General features: G+C 45.9%; 16 protein-coding genes. 8 read left to right on the top strand and 8 right to left on the bottom strand.

Translation table 11 applies throughout. From position 1 onward, the window contains the following. The first annotated feature begins 143 nt into the window (after positions 1-143). From rpmH to mnmE, 5 genes are all read left to right on the top strand, one after another. Positions 144-281 carry a 50S ribosomal protein L34 gene (gene rpmH / locus CAG58_RS14095; RefSeq protein WP_004397549.1) on the top strand — a complete coding sequence of 46 codons (138 nt, stop codon included), beginning with the start codon at positions 144-146 and terminating at the stop codon, positions 279-281. A 46-nt stretch (positions 282-327) separates the two neighbouring features. Next, entirely contained in the window at positions 328-651 is a 324-nt protein-coding gene (gene rnpA, locus CAG58_RS14090) for a ribonuclease P protein component (protein WP_233268204.1), read from the top strand. Next, positions 618-875, top strand: a complete 258-nt coding sequence (gene yidD, locus CAG58_RS14085; RefSeq protein ID WP_072670255.1) for a membrane protein insertion efficiency factor YidD — start codon at positions 618-620, stop codon at positions 873-875. Before rnpA ends, yidD begins: the two co-directional genes overlap by 34 nt. Before the next feature lie 2 nt (positions 876-877). Beyond that, positions 878-2,500, top strand: a complete 1,623-nt coding sequence (gene yidC / locus CAG58_RS14080) for a membrane protein insertase YidC (protein ID WP_161426103.1) — start codon at positions 878-880, stop codon at positions 2,498-2,500. 94 nt (positions 2,501-2,594) lie between these two features. Beyond that, positions 2,595-3,956, top strand: a complete 1,362-nt coding sequence (mnmE, locus tag CAG58_RS14075) for a tRNA uridine-5-carboxymethylaminomethyl(34) synthesis GTPase MnmE (protein WP_161426102.1) — start codon at positions 2,595-2,597, stop codon at positions 3,954-3,956. 82 nt (positions 3,957-4,038) lie between these two features. On the opposite strand, the gene CAG58_RS14070 is transcribed toward mnmE, so the two are convergent. The 4 genes from CAG58_RS14070 to CAG58_RS14055 are packed head-to-tail and all read right to left on the bottom strand — an operon-like array spanning position 4,039 to position 11,025. After that, the gene (locus CAG58_RS14070; protein WP_161426101.1) at positions 4,039-7,029 is read right to left on the bottom strand and encodes a response regulator; all 2,991 of its coding nucleotides are present in this window, start codon (positions 7,027-7,029) and stop codon (positions 4,039-4,041) included. Between the two features lie 5 nt (positions 7,030-7,034). After that, positions 7,035-8,963, bottom strand: a complete 1,929-nt coding sequence (locus CAG58_RS14065) for an ATP-binding protein (RefSeq protein WP_161426100.1) — start codon at positions 8,961-8,963, stop codon at positions 7,035-7,037. A 9-nt stretch (positions 8,964-8,972) separates the two neighbouring features. Next, the gene (locus tag CAG58_RS14060; protein ID WP_161429687.1) at positions 8,973-10,643 is read right to left on the bottom strand and encodes a diguanylate cyclase; all 1,671 of its coding nucleotides are present in this window, start codon (positions 10,641-10,643) and stop codon (positions 8,973-8,975) included. Further along, positions 10,636-11,025 carry a response regulator gene (locus CAG58_RS14055; RefSeq protein ID WP_154169677.1) on the bottom strand — a complete coding sequence of 130 codons (390 nt, stop codon included), beginning with the start codon at positions 11,023-11,025 and terminating at the stop codon, positions 10,636-10,638. The genes CAG58_RS14060 and CAG58_RS14055 overlap by 8 nt, the downstream gene beginning before the upstream one ends. A gap of 350 nt (positions 11,026-11,375) precedes the next feature. Between CAG58_RS14055 and mioC the strand changes: the two genes are divergently transcribed. Continuing rightward, positions 11,376-11,816 carry an FMN-binding protein MioC gene (mioC, locus tag CAG58_RS14050; protein ID WP_161425264.1) on the top strand — a complete coding sequence of 147 codons (441 nt, stop codon included), beginning with the start codon at positions 11,376-11,378 and terminating at the stop codon, positions 11,814-11,816. A 19-nt stretch (positions 11,817-11,835) separates the two neighbouring features. On the opposite strand, the gene CAG58_RS14045 is transcribed toward mioC, so the two are convergent. The 4 genes from CAG58_RS14045 to CAG58_RS14030 are packed head-to-tail and all read right to left on the bottom strand — an operon-like array spanning position 11,836 to position 15,141. Then, positions 11,836-12,408 (bottom strand): DNA topoisomerase family protein, encoded by a 573-nt coding sequence (locus CAG58_RS14045; protein ID WP_161425263.1) that lies wholly within the window; start codon positions 12,406-12,408, stop codon positions 11,836-11,838. Between the two features lie 6 nt (positions 12,409-12,414). Then, complete coding sequence (locus tag CAG58_RS14040) at positions 12,415-12,891, bottom strand: DUF494 family protein (RefSeq protein WP_154169673.1); 477 nt, start codon at positions 12,889-12,891, stop codon at positions 12,415-12,417. Further along, positions 12,888-14,018, bottom strand: a complete 1,131-nt coding sequence (gene dprA, locus CAG58_RS14035) for a DNA-processing protein DprA (RefSeq protein ID WP_161425262.1) — start codon at positions 14,016-14,018, stop codon at positions 12,888-12,890. Before dprA ends, CAG58_RS14040 begins: the two co-directional genes overlap by 4 nt. A gap of 7 nt (positions 14,019-14,025) precedes the next feature. Then, on the bottom strand, positions 14,026-15,141 hold the full coding sequence (locus CAG58_RS14030; protein ID WP_161425265.1) for a LysM peptidoglycan-binding domain-containing protein: 1,116 nt from the start codon (positions 15,139-15,141) through the stop codon (positions 14,026-14,028). Positions 15,142-15,280: 139 nt separating this feature from the next. Between CAG58_RS14030 and def the strand changes: the two genes are divergently transcribed. Both def and fmt read left to right on the top strand, forming a co-directional pair. Further along, positions 15,281-15,793, top strand: a complete 513-nt coding sequence (def, locus tag CAG58_RS14025; protein ID WP_004397567.1) for a peptide deformylase — start codon at positions 15,281-15,283, stop codon at positions 15,791-15,793. An 18-nt stretch (positions 15,794-15,811) separates the two neighbouring features. After that, a complete protein-coding gene (gene fmt / locus CAG58_RS14020; protein ID WP_040905798.1) occupies positions 15,812-16,759 on the top strand; it encodes a methionyl-tRNA formyltransferase in 948 nt (315 codons plus the stop codon). Positions 16,760-16,797 lie beyond the last annotated feature (38 nt).

Genomic DNA, 16,797 nt, shown 5'->3' with positions numbered 1-16,797 from the left:
CACCCCAAGTCATTGACACTTTTTGTGACTGTGATTACAATTCCGCCTCTTTGTTGAGAGGCGTCGGCGTCTTTACGAAGACACATATCCCACGCCGGGTTAACTTAAGAACCTAACACTACTGATCAGTAAAGGTAATAATAATGTCTAAACGCACTTTTCAACCTTCAGTTCTAAAGCGCAAGCGTAGCCACGGTTTCCGTGCACGCATGGCGACTGCGAACGGTCGTAAAGTAATCAATGCACGTCGTGCAAAAGGCCGTAAGCGCCTGTCAAAATAATCACTGAATTATTTTGAATACGTACGCGTTCAATCGGGAGTTACGTCTGTTAACTCCCGAGCATTATCAAAAAGTCTTCCAGCAAGCGCATCGTGCTGGCTCTCCTCACTTTACCATCATTGCTCGCGATAATAACCTTTCTCATCCTCGTTTAGGATTAGCTGTCCCAAAGAAGCAAATTAAAACGGCTGTGGGTCGTAATCGCTTTAAACGTATTGCTCGTGAAAGTTTTCGTCTCCATCAACATAAACTTGCTAACAAAGATTTTGTTGTGATCGCGAAGAAAACCGCGCAAGATTTAAGCAATGAAGAACTGTTTACTTTATTCGACAAGTTATGGCATCGCCTATCTCGCCCTTCACGTGGTTGACTATTGGTTTAGTTAAACTTTACCAATGGATCATCAGTCCGCTTATCGGCCCTCGTTGCCGGTTTACGCCGACTTGCTCAAATTATGCGATAGAAGCATTGAGAGCTCACGGTTTTATAAAAGGGTGTTGGTTATCTGGCAAACGTCTATTAAAATGCCACCCTTTGAACGAAGGGGGATATGACCCCATTCCACCAGTCAAAAAACCAGACAGAGACAAATAACGATGGATTCTCAACGTAATATCCTGTTAATTGCTTTGGCGCTTGTTTCTTTTTTACTTTTCCAGCAATGGCAAGCAGCAAAGAACCCAGCCCCACAAGTGATTGAGCAGGCTCAAACCAGCACCACGGCCCCAGCACCTTCATTTGCAGATGAATTTGATCCTGCTCCTGAGCAACATCGTGCTGCTGCACAAACCGTGACGGTCACCACGGATGTTTTGACTCTGTCAATTGATACCGTTGGTGGGGATATTATTCATGCTTTGCTCAATCAGTACGCTGATGAACTTAATTCATCGACGCCATTTACTTTGTTAAGAAATGACCCTAATCACTTGTTTATCGCTCAAAGTGGTTTGATTGGTCCGCAAGGTATCGATTTGAGTAGCAATCATCGTCCGGTTTATCACGTTGATGGTGATCATTTTGTGTTAGCGGATGGTGAGCAGGAACTGCGTATTCCGATGACCTATCAAGCGAATGGCATTGAGTACGTGAAAACCTTCATTGTTAGACGTGGTGATTATGCCGTTGATGTTACGTTTGATGTGATCAACCGTTCTGGTAATAACGCGACGTTAGGTATGTATGCGCATTTGCGTCAAACCTTACTTGATTCAGGCGGCAGTTTAGCGATGCCGACTTATCGTGGTGGCGCTTACTCTACCGAAGATACACGTTATAAAAAATTCAGCTTCAAAGATATGCAAGATCGTAACTTGTCACTACCTTTACCGAATGGTCAGGGGTGGGCAGCGATGATCCAGCATTACTTTGCTAGCGCATGGATTCCTCGCAATGAACCTGGTACCAATCTGTATTCTCGTGTGATTGGTAACGTTGGTGATATTGGTGTGCGCATGCCAAACAAAACTATTGCTGATGGTGATGCGACTCAGTTTACGGCGACCTTATGGGTTGGCCCTAAATTGCAAAATGACATGGCCGCTACCGCTCCGAATCTAGACTTGGTGGTCGACTACGGTTGGTTATGGTTTATTGCTAAGCCGCTGCATACTTTGCTGTCATTTATTCAGAGCTTTGTCGGCAACTGGGGTGTGGCGATTATCTGTTTGACCTTTATCGTTCGTGGTGCCATGTACCCACTGACCAAAGCGCAATACACGTCAATGGCCAAAATGCGTATGCTACAGCCTAAGCTACAAGCTATGCGTGAGCGTATTGGCGATGATCGTCAGCGTATGAGCCAAGAAATGATGGAATTGTACAAGAAAGAGAAAGTGAACCCTCTGGGTGGCTGTCTACCTATCTTGCTACAGATGCCGATCTTCATTGCTTTATACTGGGCATTGATGGAATCAGTTGAACTGCGTCATTCACCATTCTTTGGTTGGATTCATGATTTATCAGCGCAAGACCCATACTACATCTTGCCATTGCTGATGGGTGCCAGTATGTTCCTGATTCAGAAAATGAGTCCGAATACCATTACTGACCCTATGCAGCAGAAGATCATGACCTTCATGCCGGTGATGTTTACCTTCTTCTTCCTGTTCTTCCCATCAGGCTTAGTGCTTTACTGGTTGGTATCGAACATCGTAACGTTAATTCAACAAACGTTGATTTACCGTTCACTAGAGAAGCGCGGTTTGCACTCTAAGTAATAGGCGATTGAGTTAATGAAGGCGACCTTTTGGTCGCCTTTTTGTTCGCTGCTGATTACAATAATCACTCATCGATCGTTAAGTAGGTAATAGTATGACCACCGATACCATTGTCGCGCAAGCTACCGCTCCTGGGCGAGGCGGCGTTGGCATCATTCGTGTTTCTGGCCCACAAGCCGCTTTCGTGGCCAAGCAAGTAACCGGAATGGACCTTAAGCCTCGTTATGCGCAGTATTTGTCTTTCAAAGATGCTGATGGCGCTGAACTAGACCAAGGCATCGCGCTGTATTTCCCAAATCCTCACTCCTTTACCGGTGAAGATGTCCTTGAGCTACAAGGTCATGGCGGCCCCGTGGTAATGGACATGTTGATCAAGCGTATCTTAGCGATTCCTGGTCTTCGTCCAGCGCGCCCTGGCGAGTTTTCTGAGCGAGCGTTTTTGAACGATAAGTTAGATTTAACCCAAGCGGAAGCGATTGCGGACTTAATTGACGCCAGCTCAGAACAGGCGGCAAAATCCGCCCTTCAGTCGCTGCAAGGACAATTTTCTAAACGAATTAATACCCTAGTTGAATCACTGATACATTTGCGTATTTACGTTGAAGCGGCGATTGATTTCCCGGAAGAAGAAATTGATTTTCTGGCGGATGGTAAAGTTTCTGCTGATTTACAAGCCATCATTGATAATCTGGCTGCGGTTCGTCAAGAAGCCAACCAAGGTGCGATTATGCGTGAAGGGATGAAGGTAGTGATAGCCGGTCGCCCTAATGCCGGTAAATCGAGCCTGTTAAATGCGTTATCGGGTAAAGACTCGGCGATTGTGACCGACATTGCTGGTACCACGCGTGATGTATTGCGTGAACACATTCATATTGATGGTATGCCGCTGCACATCATTGATACCGCAGGTTTACGTGATGCCTCTGATGAAGTAGAAAAAATTGGTATCGAGCGTGCGTGGGAAGAGATCAAACAAGCTGACCGCGTTTTATTTATGGTCGATGGCACGACGACTGAAGCAACCGATCCAAAGGATATTTGGCCGGACTTTGTTGACCGTCTACCCGATCAAATGGGGATGACGGTGATCCGTAATAAAGTTGATCAAACCGGTGAAACACTGGGTGTCTGTCACGCTAGCCAACCAACTTTGATTCGTCTTTCCGCCAAAACCGGCCAAGGCGTCGAAGCGCTACGCACGCATTTGAAAGAGTGCATGGGCTTTACCGGTAATCAAGAGGGCGGTTTTATGGCGCGTCGTCGCCATCTTGATGCGTTAGAGCGTGCCGCAGAACACTTAGCGATTGGTCAACAGCAACTCGAAGGCTACATGGCCGGTGAGATTCTTGCCGAAGAGTTACGCATTGCTCAGCAGCACTTAAATGAGATCACCGGCGAGTTCAGCTCTGATGATCTCCTTGGACGCATCTTCTCTTCGTTTTGTATTGGCAAATAGAGTGGATAATCCGCTCTATTTTTGCTTGTCATGAGAAATAAAGCCCACGCGTGATCCGCTTGGGCTTTTTTCGTCATTTTGGCTACTCCATCTCTTGCTGAGAGCGATAGGTTTTGATGCGAGAGTGGATCCCTTCAAGTAAGGTTGTGGTCGATAAGCGTGATTTGAGTAACACGGCTTCAACTTGATCATGCTGATGCTGAGTGACTGGTTTACCAGAAAGAATGACGATTTTTATTTCAGGTTGGAGTAGCTTTGCTTCAGAAAGTAGCTCCCAGCCTGAGCCGTCAGGAAGGTTAAGGTCTAATAATAGGACATCAAAAGACGCTTGTTGTAGCTTTAGACGAGCTTGTGCAAGGGTTGAAGCAAGTTCAAAATGTGCTGAATCTCCCGCCATCTCACGAATGACCTCATGTAAGTCAGAATCATCTTCAACATGCAGTACGTGTGGCTGGTAGGGCGATGTTAAGGAAAGCTGTTGTTGGACTAAATGAATCAGTTGCTGTTGATCAATGGGTTTAGAGAGCCACTCGATACCACCGCCATCACCATTAAGCGCTAAGCGTCCTTGCTCAATGGTGGCAGAGACAACCACAATCGGGATAGTGGCCGTGGTGGTTTGCTGGCGAAGTTGACGGATGATCGCTAATCCGCTGATATCAGGAAGCATCAGATCTAAACTAATCAGGTCGTAAGTTCGGCTGTGTATAGCTTGCAGCGCATCAGCACCGTTATAGCAGATATCAACCTGATACCCAGCATCGCCTAGCATGATGGCCAACAGTTTCGCCACATCAACATTATCTTCTACCACCAAAATACGTCCTGTTGGCGGATGGTTATCGTCATGGCTTGCATCAGATTTGAGCGTACATAGTGGTGAAACTAAGGGTAATACAAAGAAAAATCGCGAGCCTTTACCCACCGTAGATTCAAAATCAATTTGCCCACCCATGCGTTCAATCAGCTCACGTGAAATGGCTAGTCCAAGTCCTGTGCCTTCTTTTGCTCGAGTATCAGAGGAATCGGCTTGAGCAAAACGTTGGAAAATACGTTCACGAAACGCTTGGCTAATGCCCGGGCCTTGGTCAATAACGCTGACGATCGCTTTACCGTTATCGGTGGTGACCTCAACAATTACCTGACCATGATCGGATGAAAATTTAATGGCATTGGATAATAAATTAGCCAGTACTTGCAGTAAACGTTGGCTATCGACATGAACCAAAATTGTGCTCGCGTCACAGATTAAGCGGATTGAGACATCGCGACTGCTGCCATAGTGTTGGTTAGTTTCTATCGCTTGTTCGACCAATGGCCTTAACTCGTGCAAGCGCATGTCGAAATGCAGTTTACCGGCAGCAATTTTTTCAATATCGAGTAAATCATTAATCAAATGGGACAAACGTTGACTATTGCGATGGGCTGTCTCGATTAGTTTTTGAGTTTTGTCCGGTAGTTGTTCAAAGCGACTACCGATAATCAAACCGAGCGCGCCAGAAATAGAGGTAAGGGGGGTTCTTAATTCATGGCTGACGGTTGAGATAAACTCACTTTTCATTTTATTCATACGTTTGTATTCAGTGATATCTTCTGCGATACCAAGGTAGCCGGTTATTTCACCAACCGCATTACGCATGGTGGTGACGATCAGAGATACTGGAATATGGCGGCCATTTTTGTGCACATAGGTCCACTCTCGTTTCTCGTGATTTTCTTTTTCTGCAATATCAACAAATACTCTAAAACCTTCAACAGGATAACCAAGGAGTGCGGTCAGTTCTACTGAACGCGCGGCGACTTCCTCTTCAATATGTAAGCTCGCCGGGGTCTGTTTGCCAATCATCTCGTGCTTGCTGTAACCAACTAAATGTTCCGCACCAGTATTAAATGCGGTGATAAGCCCATGCTTGTCGGTCGCAATAATCGAAATCTCGCTGGCCGCATCTAATACAGTCGCTAAAAAACGCTCGGCTTGAGATAAGGCAATTTCTGCGGTTTTTCGTTGTTCAGCAAGGCGATTCATCGCCCTCGCTAATGCGCAAACTTCAGGGCCTCCTTGTTCTAGGAAATCACCGTCAAAGCGGCCACTATCCGCCATTCGATCAATGCGTCGAGTCATTTTTTCAATCGGTTTGGTGATGCTGTGTGCCAAGCCGATCCCTGCTAATCCTATACTGCTTGTGGCGATGAGAGTGATTAATAGTAAGCGATGAAAAGAGGTTTGTGCGGGAGCCATTGCCTCGGTGTAAGGGATAGCGCGTAATACGACCCAGCCGAGTTCTTGTAGCGATCGATTGATCAGTAGATAGCGCTGTTGTTGATAATTAACTAAGGTGCCTGCTGGACTGAGAGACACAGCGGAATCAACCAAAGGGTTAATACCTACTTCGGGTAAGGGCTCAGGCTTATCAAAGGGTTGTTGCATCGATACAAATAAGCGATGTGTCGGATCAATAATGATGGTGATTAAGTTAGCGGAATCATTAGTGGCTAGCTGTTTATTGAGTAGCGGTGTTTTAGATAGATCTAAACTGCCGCCAAGGTAGCCTAAAATCTCTCCCTCGCTGGTGACCAAAGGATGTATATAGGAAATTAACGGTAGGCCAGTTCGACGACCTAATATGGGTTCCGAGATGACGGGTTGCTGAGTTTCTTTGGCGCGTTGAAAATGTGGTCTGTCGGCATAGTTGGTTCCAAGGCGACCAGGCACATAATCACTTTCGGCAATTAATGTTGCCTGGGCATCAAAAATAAGTACCCCATCAGGAAACAGATAGCGAGCGACAGAGGGCTTTTGCAGTAAAGCTTGTAGTATCGATGGGGGGGATAATTGCCCTTCTTGGTTTAATACACGACTCGCCAAGCCTTCTAATCCGAGTAAGCGTTGTTGTTGAGAGAGTTCAAGTTCTGACACTAGGCGGTCTATTTTAGCACTCTCGCGCTCCATCACTAACGCTTGGTAATCATTGATCATCAGTTTATAGACGGTCATCAGCAAGCCACCCACCAATACGGTACTGGTGATGATCACGAGGAGAATAATCCGCAGACTTAATGGCACTCGTAGCATGCGCTTCATCCTATCGGCAATTGAATAATAAACTCGGCCCCACGGCCGTTAGGTTGTCGGTACATGACACAACCTCCGAGTTGTTGACAGATTTCCTGAGTAATCGCGAGCCCAAGTCCGGTTCCAGGTAGTTTACGGGTGTCGCTACTGTCAGCTTGAGAAAAACGTTGAAACAGTCGGTCTTGAAATTCAGGTGCGACACCTTGACCACGATCGCGTACCAGAATGTGGATATTGGTATCCTGTTGTTGCACCTTGATGGTTATCGCTTCGCCTTGCGGAGAAAATTTAATCGCATTAGAGAGTAGGTTACTCAATGCTTGAATCAAACGCTGCCCATCAACATTGACTTGTACGGCAGGCCAGCTTCCAGAGTATTGCAGCACAACATTATGCTGATGAGCATAACTGCTTAAGGAATCGATGGTTTCATCCAGTAAAGGACCAAGAGGTTGTTTTAAAAAGGTCATCGGCATTTTGCCTGCAACCAATTTTTCCATGTCGAGTAAATCGTTAATCAAGGTCGTTAAACGTTGAGCATTACGCTCAGCGGTGACTAATAGGGCTTGTGCTTTATCAGAAACGGAGCCAACCGCTCCTCCGGCAAGTAAATTGAGTGAACCTTTAATTGATGTTAGTGGCGTTCGAAGTTCGTGGCTGACCGTTGAGATAAATTGATCTTTCATCTTATCAAGCTTACGGCGCTCGGTAATATCTTCAATCAATGACCAAATTACTGTGCGACCATCTTGCTCTTTGCTTAACATGCCTTGTAAGCGAACGGGATAGCGACTGCCATCTTTACGAATATATTCTTTTTCAAATGGGCCGTAGCGTCCCGTGGTGTTTAAGTTGGCGAGTGCTTGCTTTTCGAGTGGTTGATATTCTTGAGGCGTAATATCCCAATAGCTAAGGGCGACAAATTCTTCGCGAGTATAACCAGTAGGGGCAATCAGTGCGTTATTCAGATCTAGAAACTGGCCGGTTTCGAAATCGTTAAGTGCGATACCAATCGGTGAAAAATCGAATAAACTGCGCAATCTTGCTTCATTTCTTTCGGTGGTTTGGCGTGCTTGTTCTTGCTCGTGGATATCGTGTAAATAGCCGTGCCATAATACACTGCCATCGCTTAATCTTTCTGGCTTGGCTTGCCCAGCAAACCAGCGGTAATCTTGACCTTGGTAGCGGACTCGATAAGTTGCTTGCCAATATTCTAAAGTATTCGCGGAATGCTCAATAGAGTCACTAATTCCTTGCAAATCGTCAGGATGGATTCGTTCAAAAGCTGGGCTAGCATCTTGCGCGGCGTGTTCAGGTGTAATGCCATAGAGATCGAGAATTTGTGGTGAGCTAAAAGGGAAGGTGATTTTACCATTAGCAAAGCGTTGAAATTGATAGACGACCCCCGGAAGCTGGGCGGTTAACTTACCAAGTCGCTCATTACTGATCTCCTCCGCTTGAATTAATGCTTCAACGGTGGCGGCCAAATCTTTGAGCATTGAGCGTTGCTTGTTTGAGAATGATCGCGGCTGGCTATCAATTAAACAGAGTGTACCAAGGCGATAACCTTTAGTTGAGTGTAGCGGAGCGCCAGCGTAAAAACGAATATCAGGAGGCTCCATGACCAAGGGGTTATCGCAAAATCGTTGATCGATGAGTGCATTTTCAATCACAAATACCTCGCTATTTAAAATAGCGTGGCCACAAAATGAAATTTCTCTTGGGGTTTGCTGTGCATCAAGCCCTTGACGAGATTTAAACCATTGACGATCTCGGTCAACCAGAGAGATGAGTGCGATCGGGACAGAAAAAATCTGCTGCGCGAGACGCGTAATACGATCAAAGCGAGCTTCGGATCCACTGTTGAGTAAGCCGGTTTTATCCAGTGTTTTCTGACGTTCGCTTTCTTCCTCAGGAAGAGGTGGTATTTGCATTAGTCATCCTTAATCATTCGAGGTCGCCTCTGGCGTTGCTAAGCAAACTCGATTACGCCCGCGGTTTTTGGCCAGATATAGCGCTTGATCGGCACGCTTGAGTAGCGTTTCGGCGTCATCGTTGGGAAATTGCTGATTATCGGCAATACCTGCTGATATTGTGCAGGAAAATTGTTGTTGGCCACCACTAAATTGAATCGCTGAAAAATCTTGCCTTAAACCATTCACCATTTTTTCTGCCTGCTGAAGATCACAATGGAGAAGAATCAGCATAAACTCCTCACCACCGTAGCGACCGAGCTTATCTGTACGGCGAAAGCGTTGTTTTAATAAAGTTCCAGTCGTGGCAATAACCACATCACCGACCGAATGACCATAGGTATCGTTAACCCGTTTAAAGTGGTCAATATCGAGCATAACCACACAATAACCTTGCGCTTGCCTTTGAGATATAAGCCACTGATTATGTAAGGCTTCTTTAATACTGGCGTGCTTTAATAGCTGAGTTAAGCCATCTTGAGTTCGCGCTTGTTCTCGTTCACGGAGTTGCTGTACTCGTGCTCGACACAGTTTGATCAGTAGGGTGATGTCGATAGGTTTAGTCAATAATCCATCGGCGCCAGTGATTAACAGATCGGCTTCTGCTGTATTATCTGATTGGGGGGCGAGATAAATAATCGGTAGTTGACGCCATCGGTCGGATTGCCTTAATAAAGTCGCTATTTCTACTCCCGAGACATCAGGAAAGCTTAGGCTGATGAGTATTATTTCAGGATTAAATTCACTCATTGCTTCAAACAAGGTTTCTGGTCGATCGAGTGCCATCACTTCCATTCCCGCTTCGCTTAATGCGGTTTGGTAATCTTGTGCTAGGCCTTGGTTGTCTTCAATCAGTAGAACGCGTTCAGGAGCGGTTTGCTCGGTGTTAGTTAGTTCAATGATATAAGAAGAAAGCTTAATGATATCTAATGGTTTAATAAAATAGGCTTGTCCACCACTGCGCAGCGCACGCAAACGAGCGGTAAAGGTTTCCTCGACGCCCATAAATAGTCGTGGACAGGAAAAAGCGTTGAGATATTGCTGCCAAAAAGCGACCGGTTCGGACTTGAGTGCTTCTGTTTGTCCTGCGTTATGATCAATCAAAAGTAAATCTGGCGACTCAGAAGTGTGATGCTCAAGTTCATCAGCATCTTTTAAGTGCTTAACACGAAAGCCAAAGCTTTCTAGTTGCTGCATGGTGTATTCGGCGAGGATGATATCGCGTTCAATTAACCACACCTTTGGTTTTTCGATTAGTGTCTCAGCGTTAGGTGTCGAAAAGCTCACCGCGGTTTTTTGTTCTGTATCTGAATCAACGATGATCGCTAGTTGTTTGACCCATTCGAGAACAGCTAAGGGGTGTCGGTCGGTACGTTTTTTTGCTAGCTCTTGTTGGACTTGTTGCTCAAATAATCGTGCTTGTCGACCCAGTTGATTGAAACCAAAGGTGCCAGCCGAGCCAGCTAGGGTATGTAATGTTGAATGCAACTGTTCAAGATAGGCCGTATCATCAGGTTTACTGGTTATCTGTTTGGCGAGAGATCGAAGCTGTTCCAGTTCGGAATCGAGGCGTTTTGAATAGGCAAGCTTTAAGGCTTCTAAGCGAGTAGTTAGCGAGCTCGGCGGTGATGAGTTACTCATTAAATAATGCCCAAATTTTGATGATATCGTCAGCCAGTGTCATTGGGTCGAAAGGTTTAGAAATGACCTCTATCGCGCCAAGCTGTTTATAACGTTCAATTTCCTCAGGGTGGACTTTCGCGGTCATAAATACAATAGCAATGGATTGATTGACATCTCCCTGCTGGATCAGCCTCTGTAGTGTTTCTGGCCCATCCATATCGGGCATCATGACATCTAATAGCAGCATTTGTGGCGCAAAGTCGCTAATGTCTCGTAAAGCTTGTGCGCCTGAATCACAAGCTTTTACCGTCAGACCTCCAACATCGACCAGCGCAATGGTGGCAATTTCGCGGATATCTGGATCGTCTTCGACATACAAAATACGTTCGAGTTGTTGCAAAAAGAGTCTCCTCACGGTTTAGCCAATGCTTTAATGGCATCCGCTTCTTTTTATTGGTTTCGATGAGTCGATGAACGATTTATTTATCCTTGTTCTAACTTATGATCTCTGCGCGTTTATTCTCATCATGACTTTGTTAGGTTTTGGCTACAGAGTGCTTCATTTTACGTGTAATATAATTATCTTAGACGGCTATGTCGCTCGTTTCCAATCTCAAGAAACGATTTGTTGGCTTTCTTGAGCGATTGACGTCACGTTGCTGTATTAAGGCAGTTCGTCAACAGATATAGGCGAGAAGTTCATCACGCTAGCTGCGTCATTTTTTTATATCAGTTAATCGAGTAATGCACATGATTCATATTATTACCGGAAGTACCTTGGGCGGGGCTGAGTACGTAGGCGATCACATTAGTGACGTATTGCAGCAAGCGGGGCTTGATACTCAGATTCATAACCAGCCCGTATTGACGGATATTCCAGCGCAAGGTACATGGCTTATTGTGACCTCAACTCATGGTGCTGGAGATTATCCTGATAATATTCAGCCTTTTATTAATGATCTTCAGCAAACGCCACCGAATACTCAGCAGTTGTCTTACGCGGTGGTTGCGATTGGTGATTCAAGTTATGACACCTTTTGTGCGGCGGGAAAACACGTTGATGATTTATTGGAAGACATTGGCGCAACACCGATTGCAGATTGCTTAACGATTGATATTCAGCACCATCCTGTACCTGAAGATGCAGTTGAAGAGTGGTTAAGTGAATTTATTCAGCGTGTGGCGAAGTAACCTGAACCTGTAAAGTAAGTTAGTCGGCGGATTGAACGTGCGCGCATTTACGATTTGCGCATAAGTGTTTAGTGCCGTTGGCAAATTTTTTCTCTACCAGTAATGGGAATCCACAAACTTGGCATTGTCCTGCTAATGGTGGCTGATTGACGGCAAATTTGCATTTTGGGAAGGCATCACAGGCATAAAAGGCTTTGCCAAACCGAGATTGACGTTCGATCAGATGGCCTTGGCGACATTCTGGACAAACCAAGTGACTCGTATGGTTTTCTTTTGGTGTGTTTGCGGTTGGTGACTCGATATGGTGACAGATTGGATAGTTAATGCAACCGATAAACATGCCGTAGCGTCCTTGGCGTAGCACCAGTTCATGTTGACATTCTGGGCAAGCGACACCGAGTGGTTTGACAATGTGTCCATCGTTGTGATGCAAGGGTTTGATATAGTCACACTGGGGGTAGTGCTCACAGCCTAAGAATGGGCCAAGTTTAGCGTGGCGAAGCTGTAGGGCTCCGCCACACTTGGGACATGGTTGATGGTTAAGGGCTTGTTCATGAGCCGAAAATAGCGATGGATCGATCGAATTGCTCATAGTGGCTTAATGTAAAATACCTTGTTCTTTGCTGTACAGTAGCTCTTCCATCAAAGTGTAGGCATTTTCATTGCCAGGAACATTAAACAGCACCATTAAAATGATCCATTTTAGGTCATCGAGTTCGAATTCGTTGGTTTCTAAGCCCATGACTCGATCAATAACCATTTCTCTGGTATCAGAGGTTAATACTTTTATTTGCTCTAAAAACAGTAAGAATCCACGTGCTTCGATGTCCAAACGTTCCATTTCTTGGGCGGTAAACATTCGCATCGACGTGGTTGCGCTGGTGGCGATGGCAGAGTGAGTATCGGTTTGTTGCAACGCTGCCAGCTCTTCGAGCCAATGTAGTGCTTTGTAAATATCTGGTTGATGAAAGCCTGCTCTTAACAATTCATCTTCGAGCTCGTCTTGATCCACCTGCAATTCAGCATCGCTATGGATATACGTCTCAAATAGATACATCAAAATATCCATCATCATAGCTTGCCTCTCCCCTTACGAATATAGCCACCGGAAACGGCAACAACATGGCCTAAAAGCTCTAACTCTAGTAGCTGCATCATGACTTCTTGCACGGGGATATGGGTCCGTTGTGCCAGAATATCAACTGGTGTCGCTTCTACTCCTACGTTAGCTAACAGCTCGGGAAATGGCAATTGTTCTTCATCATTTGGGCAAGAAAAAAGTTCACCTTGTGTGCTAGAGGGTGAATCTTTGCACCAATTGAGCAGGTTTTCTACTTCTGCCAAAATATCCTCAACAGTCTGTACGAGACAGGCACCTTGACGGATCAACTGATTACTGCCTTGGCTATTGGTACTCGTGATCGGGCCGGGAATCACAAAAACGTCTCGTCCTTGTTCTATTGCGTAGCGGGCGGTGATTAATGAGCCGCTTTTTTCAGCGGCTTCTACAACCAACACCCCAAGAGATAAGCCACTGATAATGCGATTGCGTCGTGGAAAATGTTCGGCACGCGGTGGTGTATTAGGACGAAACTCAGAAATTAATGCGCCATTATCTTTGATCCGCTCCGCAAGCGTTTTATGCCGTGTGGGATAAATACAATTCAGTCCAGAGCCTAATACTGCGAGGGTTGCTCCCCCAGCTTTCAGCGCTCCATCATGCGCATAACCATCAATGCCTAAAGCCAGTCCACTGGTGATCACTATATTGTGCGCGGCTAATTCACCGGCAAATTGTTGAGCGATATGTTGATTATCAATCGTCGCATTACGACTGCCGACAATAGCGATTTGAGGTTGTTTTAACCAGTGCCGTTGTCCTTCAACAAACAGTACTTTGGGGGGCGAGGGAATTTCACGCAATAACGGAGGATAATTGACTTCATCATAGAGAGGGATGATATGACGCTGTGTGGCTTGTTGTTGCCAGATTAAACACTGTTCAACGTCCTTCTTACCTTGGTTAAGCAGATAATCCACTTGTTGAGCGGTTAATCCCAGAGCCAGCCATTGTTGAGCGGTGTAGCCCGCAAGGTTAGTCAATGCATCACGACTCAGTAATCGGCTTAAGTTTTTTTGGGTTAACTTAGGCGTAAAACTGAGTGCGAGCCAGATGGTTAAATCGTGTTGGTCGGTTGGCATCACTGTGCTATGGGTGAAGTGAGCTGAACGTCGATGTCGCGCTATCCGATACCTCGGGAGGTAGGATCACTATCTGATTATCAATCGCGGCTTGGCTACTGGTGATCAGCGCTAGACTCATGGTGGGATAAGGACGAATGACCATGAGAGTACCGACTTTTTTCGCTGGTAATGTAATGACTTGGCTGGCGCGCTGTGCTTTGTCGGTATATTGCTCCCCCTTTTGGTAAACCGTTTGGCCGGCTTGATAAAGTTCAAACATGCTGCCTTGTTCTAGGCCCTCTTCTCGCCCATGGTCGATAACCACCACATGGTGCTTCGCTGCGTATTGACTGCCTTCCAACGTGCCGAGTAGCCTAGGGCGCGCATCATGTGGTGCTGGGCGAGGGAAAAAAGTTGTACTTAATGGTAATGATTCCAAGCTGATTTCTGGCAAAGCGATATCGTTTGCACGGATCTCTTGATTGAGCTCATCAATGGCTAAGGTTGTCATTGAGGGGGTACTTTCAACCAGATGTGCGGTCGCCAAGCGACGTAGAGCTCGCATAGAGTGGTTGGCACGTTGAAACTCGTTCATGGGACGATAGATACCCCAATGTTGCGCCTCATGTTGACCTTCAAGGTATATCGCATCCGTTTGACTCAGGTATTGCTTGCCTTGATTTGAGCCAAGAATGCGTAACTGGTCGTTCAACTCTTGGGAGGGAATCAGTCTATCAGCCAGTAAATAAGGCAGCAGTAACGCTTCTTCGACCGTTGTGAGGGGCGGTTTTTTGAGTACTCGTGCTTGTGGGCTGAGTTTGATCATCGGTTTAAGGCTTAATGTCGGTTGACCGTCGCGCCAGATTAACGTCAGTTGATCGCCAGGATAAATTAAATGCGGATTACTTATCTCAGGATTTGCTTGCCACAGACGTGGCCATAACCAAGGGCTATCTAAATACAGGGCAGAAATCCCCCACAGTGTATCGCCTTTAACTACCGTATAAGTCCGTGGTGCTGAGTCTTTGATGCTTAACGGAGCAGGAGAGGCTAATGCATTGATGGATAAGCAGAGAGCGGCTAAACCTAGTGCGCTAAACCGTAGCCACAGAGAGCGATATCGAGTCATTAATACGGTCATCACCTGACTTCCTTGCTGGATGAATGAGAAAAGGTTTGTGAGAAATATGGCAGGATGCTGTCATTTAGGTCATAAAATGTCTAGAATTGACCCAACCAGCGTTAAGCTGTTTCGGCACAGTTCAATTTTTCGAGTGTATATGTCTGTATTACAAGTATTAACATTCCCTGATGATCGTCTTCGCACCGTTGCCAAGCCGGTTGAAAAGGTCACGCCAGAGATCCAAAAAATCGTTGATGACATGCTAGAAACCATGTACGACGAAGAGGGTATCGGGCTTGCTGCGACTCAAGTCGATATTCATCAACGTATTGTGGTGATTGATGTTTCGGATAGCCGAGATCAACCCATGGTGCTAATTAACCCGCAAATTATTGAAAAGCGCGGTGAAGATGGTATCGAAGAAGGTTGCTTATCGGTACCTGGATCGCGAGCTTTAGTGCCTCGTGCTGCTGAGGTGACTGTAAAAGCGCTTAATCGCGATGGCGAAGAGTATACCTTTGAGGCTGATGATTTATTGGCTATCTGCGTTCAGCATGAGCTGGACCACTTAGAAGGTAAGCTATTTGTTGATTACTTATCGCCATTAAAGCGTAAGCGTATCAAAGAGAAGTTAGAAAAGATTAAGCGTTTCAACGAGAAACGAAATTAATGCAATAGAGAGGTCAGCGTGAACCAATCATTACGTATTGTGTTTGCAGGAACTCCGGATTTCGCCGCCCGTCACTTGGCGGCGTTGTTGTCTTCGGAGCATGAGGTTATCGCGGTTTATACTCCGCCCGATCGACCTGCCGGACGCGGTAAAAAACTCACCGCCAGCCCAGTTAAACAGATGGCGCTTGAGCAAAATATCCCTGTGTATCAGCCAGAGAATTTCAAAAGCGACGAAGCAAAACAGACCTTGGCTGATCTTAATGCCGATGTGATGGTAGTGGTGGCTTACAGTTTGTTATTACCGAAAGCTGTGCTTGATATCCCTAAATTGGGTTGTATTAATGTTCATGGCTCAATTTTACCTCGCTGGCGTGGCGCAGCGCCGATTCAGCGCTCGATTTGGGCCGGTGACAGTGAAACTGGCGTCACCATCATGCAGATGGATGTTGGTTTAGATACCGGTGATATGCTGAGTATCGTTCGCTTACCGATAGAAGCCAGTGATACCAGCGCTTCAATGTATGACAAATTAGCTGAGCTTGGCCCACAGGCTTTGGTTGCTTGCCTTGATAAATTAGCTTTAGGCCAACTTAGCCCAGAAAAGCAAGACGATGCTTTGGCAAATTACGCCCAGAAGCTGAGTAAAGAAGAAGCGAAAATCGATTGGACACAAGAGGCGGCGTTTATTGAACGCTGCGTGCGAGCGTTCAATCCTTGGCCGATCAGTCATTTTGATGTCGCTGATAATACGATTAAAGTCTGGCAAAGCCGTGTCGATGAGCGCGAGTCTACTCATGCCCCCGGTACCATTATTCAAGCGGATAAATCGGGCATTTATGTGGCGACAGGCCGTGGTGTGTTAGTGCTAGAGCAAATCCAAGTGCCGGGTAAAAAAGCCATGCCAGTACAGGATATTCTTAATGCCCGAGCCAGTTGGTTTGCGGTGGGCACCCAACTTAGCTAAACCTTTACGAGGGCAGAGATGCCCTAATTGATTTTCTT

The organism is Vibrio sp. V31_P5A7T61, from assembly GCF_009904895.1.
GTDB lineage: Bacteria > Pseudomonadota > Gammaproteobacteria > Enterobacterales > Vibrionaceae > Vibrio > Vibrio metschnikovii.
The sequence above is the reverse complement of the archived record's forward strand: the minus strand, read 5'-3'. Positions and strand labels throughout refer to the sequence as shown.

Coding starts and splice junctions, on each gene's coding strand:
- def (WP_004397567.1), top strand. CDS start 15,281: ATGTCTGTATTACAAGTATTAACATTCCCTGATGATCGTCTTCGCACC.
- mioC (WP_161425264.1), top strand. CDS start 11,376: ATGATTCATATTATTACCGGAAGTACCTTGGGCGGGGCTGAGTACGTA.
- mnmE (WP_161426102.1), top strand. CDS start 2,595: ATGACCACCGATACCATTGTCGCGCAAGCTACCGCTCCTGGGCGAGGC.
- CAG58_RS14070 (WP_161426101.1), bottom strand. CDS start 7,029: ATGCTACGAGTGCCATTAAGTCTGCGGATTATTCTCCTCGTGATCATC.
- rpmH (WP_004397549.1), top strand. CDS start 144: ATGTCTAAACGCACTTTTCAACCTTCAGTTCTAAAGCGCAAGCGTAGC.
- yidD (WP_072670255.1), top strand. CDS start 618: ATGGCATCGCCTATCTCGCCCTTCACGTGGTTGACTATTGGTTTAGTT.
- CAG58_RS14060 (WP_161429687.1), bottom strand. CDS start 10,643: ATGAGTAACTCATCACCGCCGAGCTCGCTAACTACTCGCTTAGAAGCC.
- CAG58_RS14065 (WP_161426100.1), bottom strand. CDS start 8,963: ATGCAAATACCACCTCTTCCTGAGGAAGAAAGCGAACGTCAGAAAACA.
- CAG58_RS14040 (WP_154169673.1), bottom strand. CDS start 12,891: ATGATGATGGATATTTTGATGTATCTATTTGAGACGTATATCCATAGC.
- CAG58_RS14045 (WP_161425263.1), bottom strand. CDS start 12,408: ATGAGCAATTCGATCGATCCATCGCTATTTTCGGCTCATGAACAAGCC.
- CAG58_RS14030 (WP_161425265.1), bottom strand. CDS start 15,141: ATGACCGTATTAATGACTCGATATCGCTCTCTGTGGCTACGGTTTAGC.
- dprA (WP_161425262.1), bottom strand. CDS start 14,018: ATGCCAACCGACCAACACGATTTAACCATCTGGCTCGCACTCAGTTTT.
- yidC (WP_161426103.1), top strand. CDS start 878: ATGGATTCTCAACGTAATATCCTGTTAATTGCTTTGGCGCTTGTTTCT.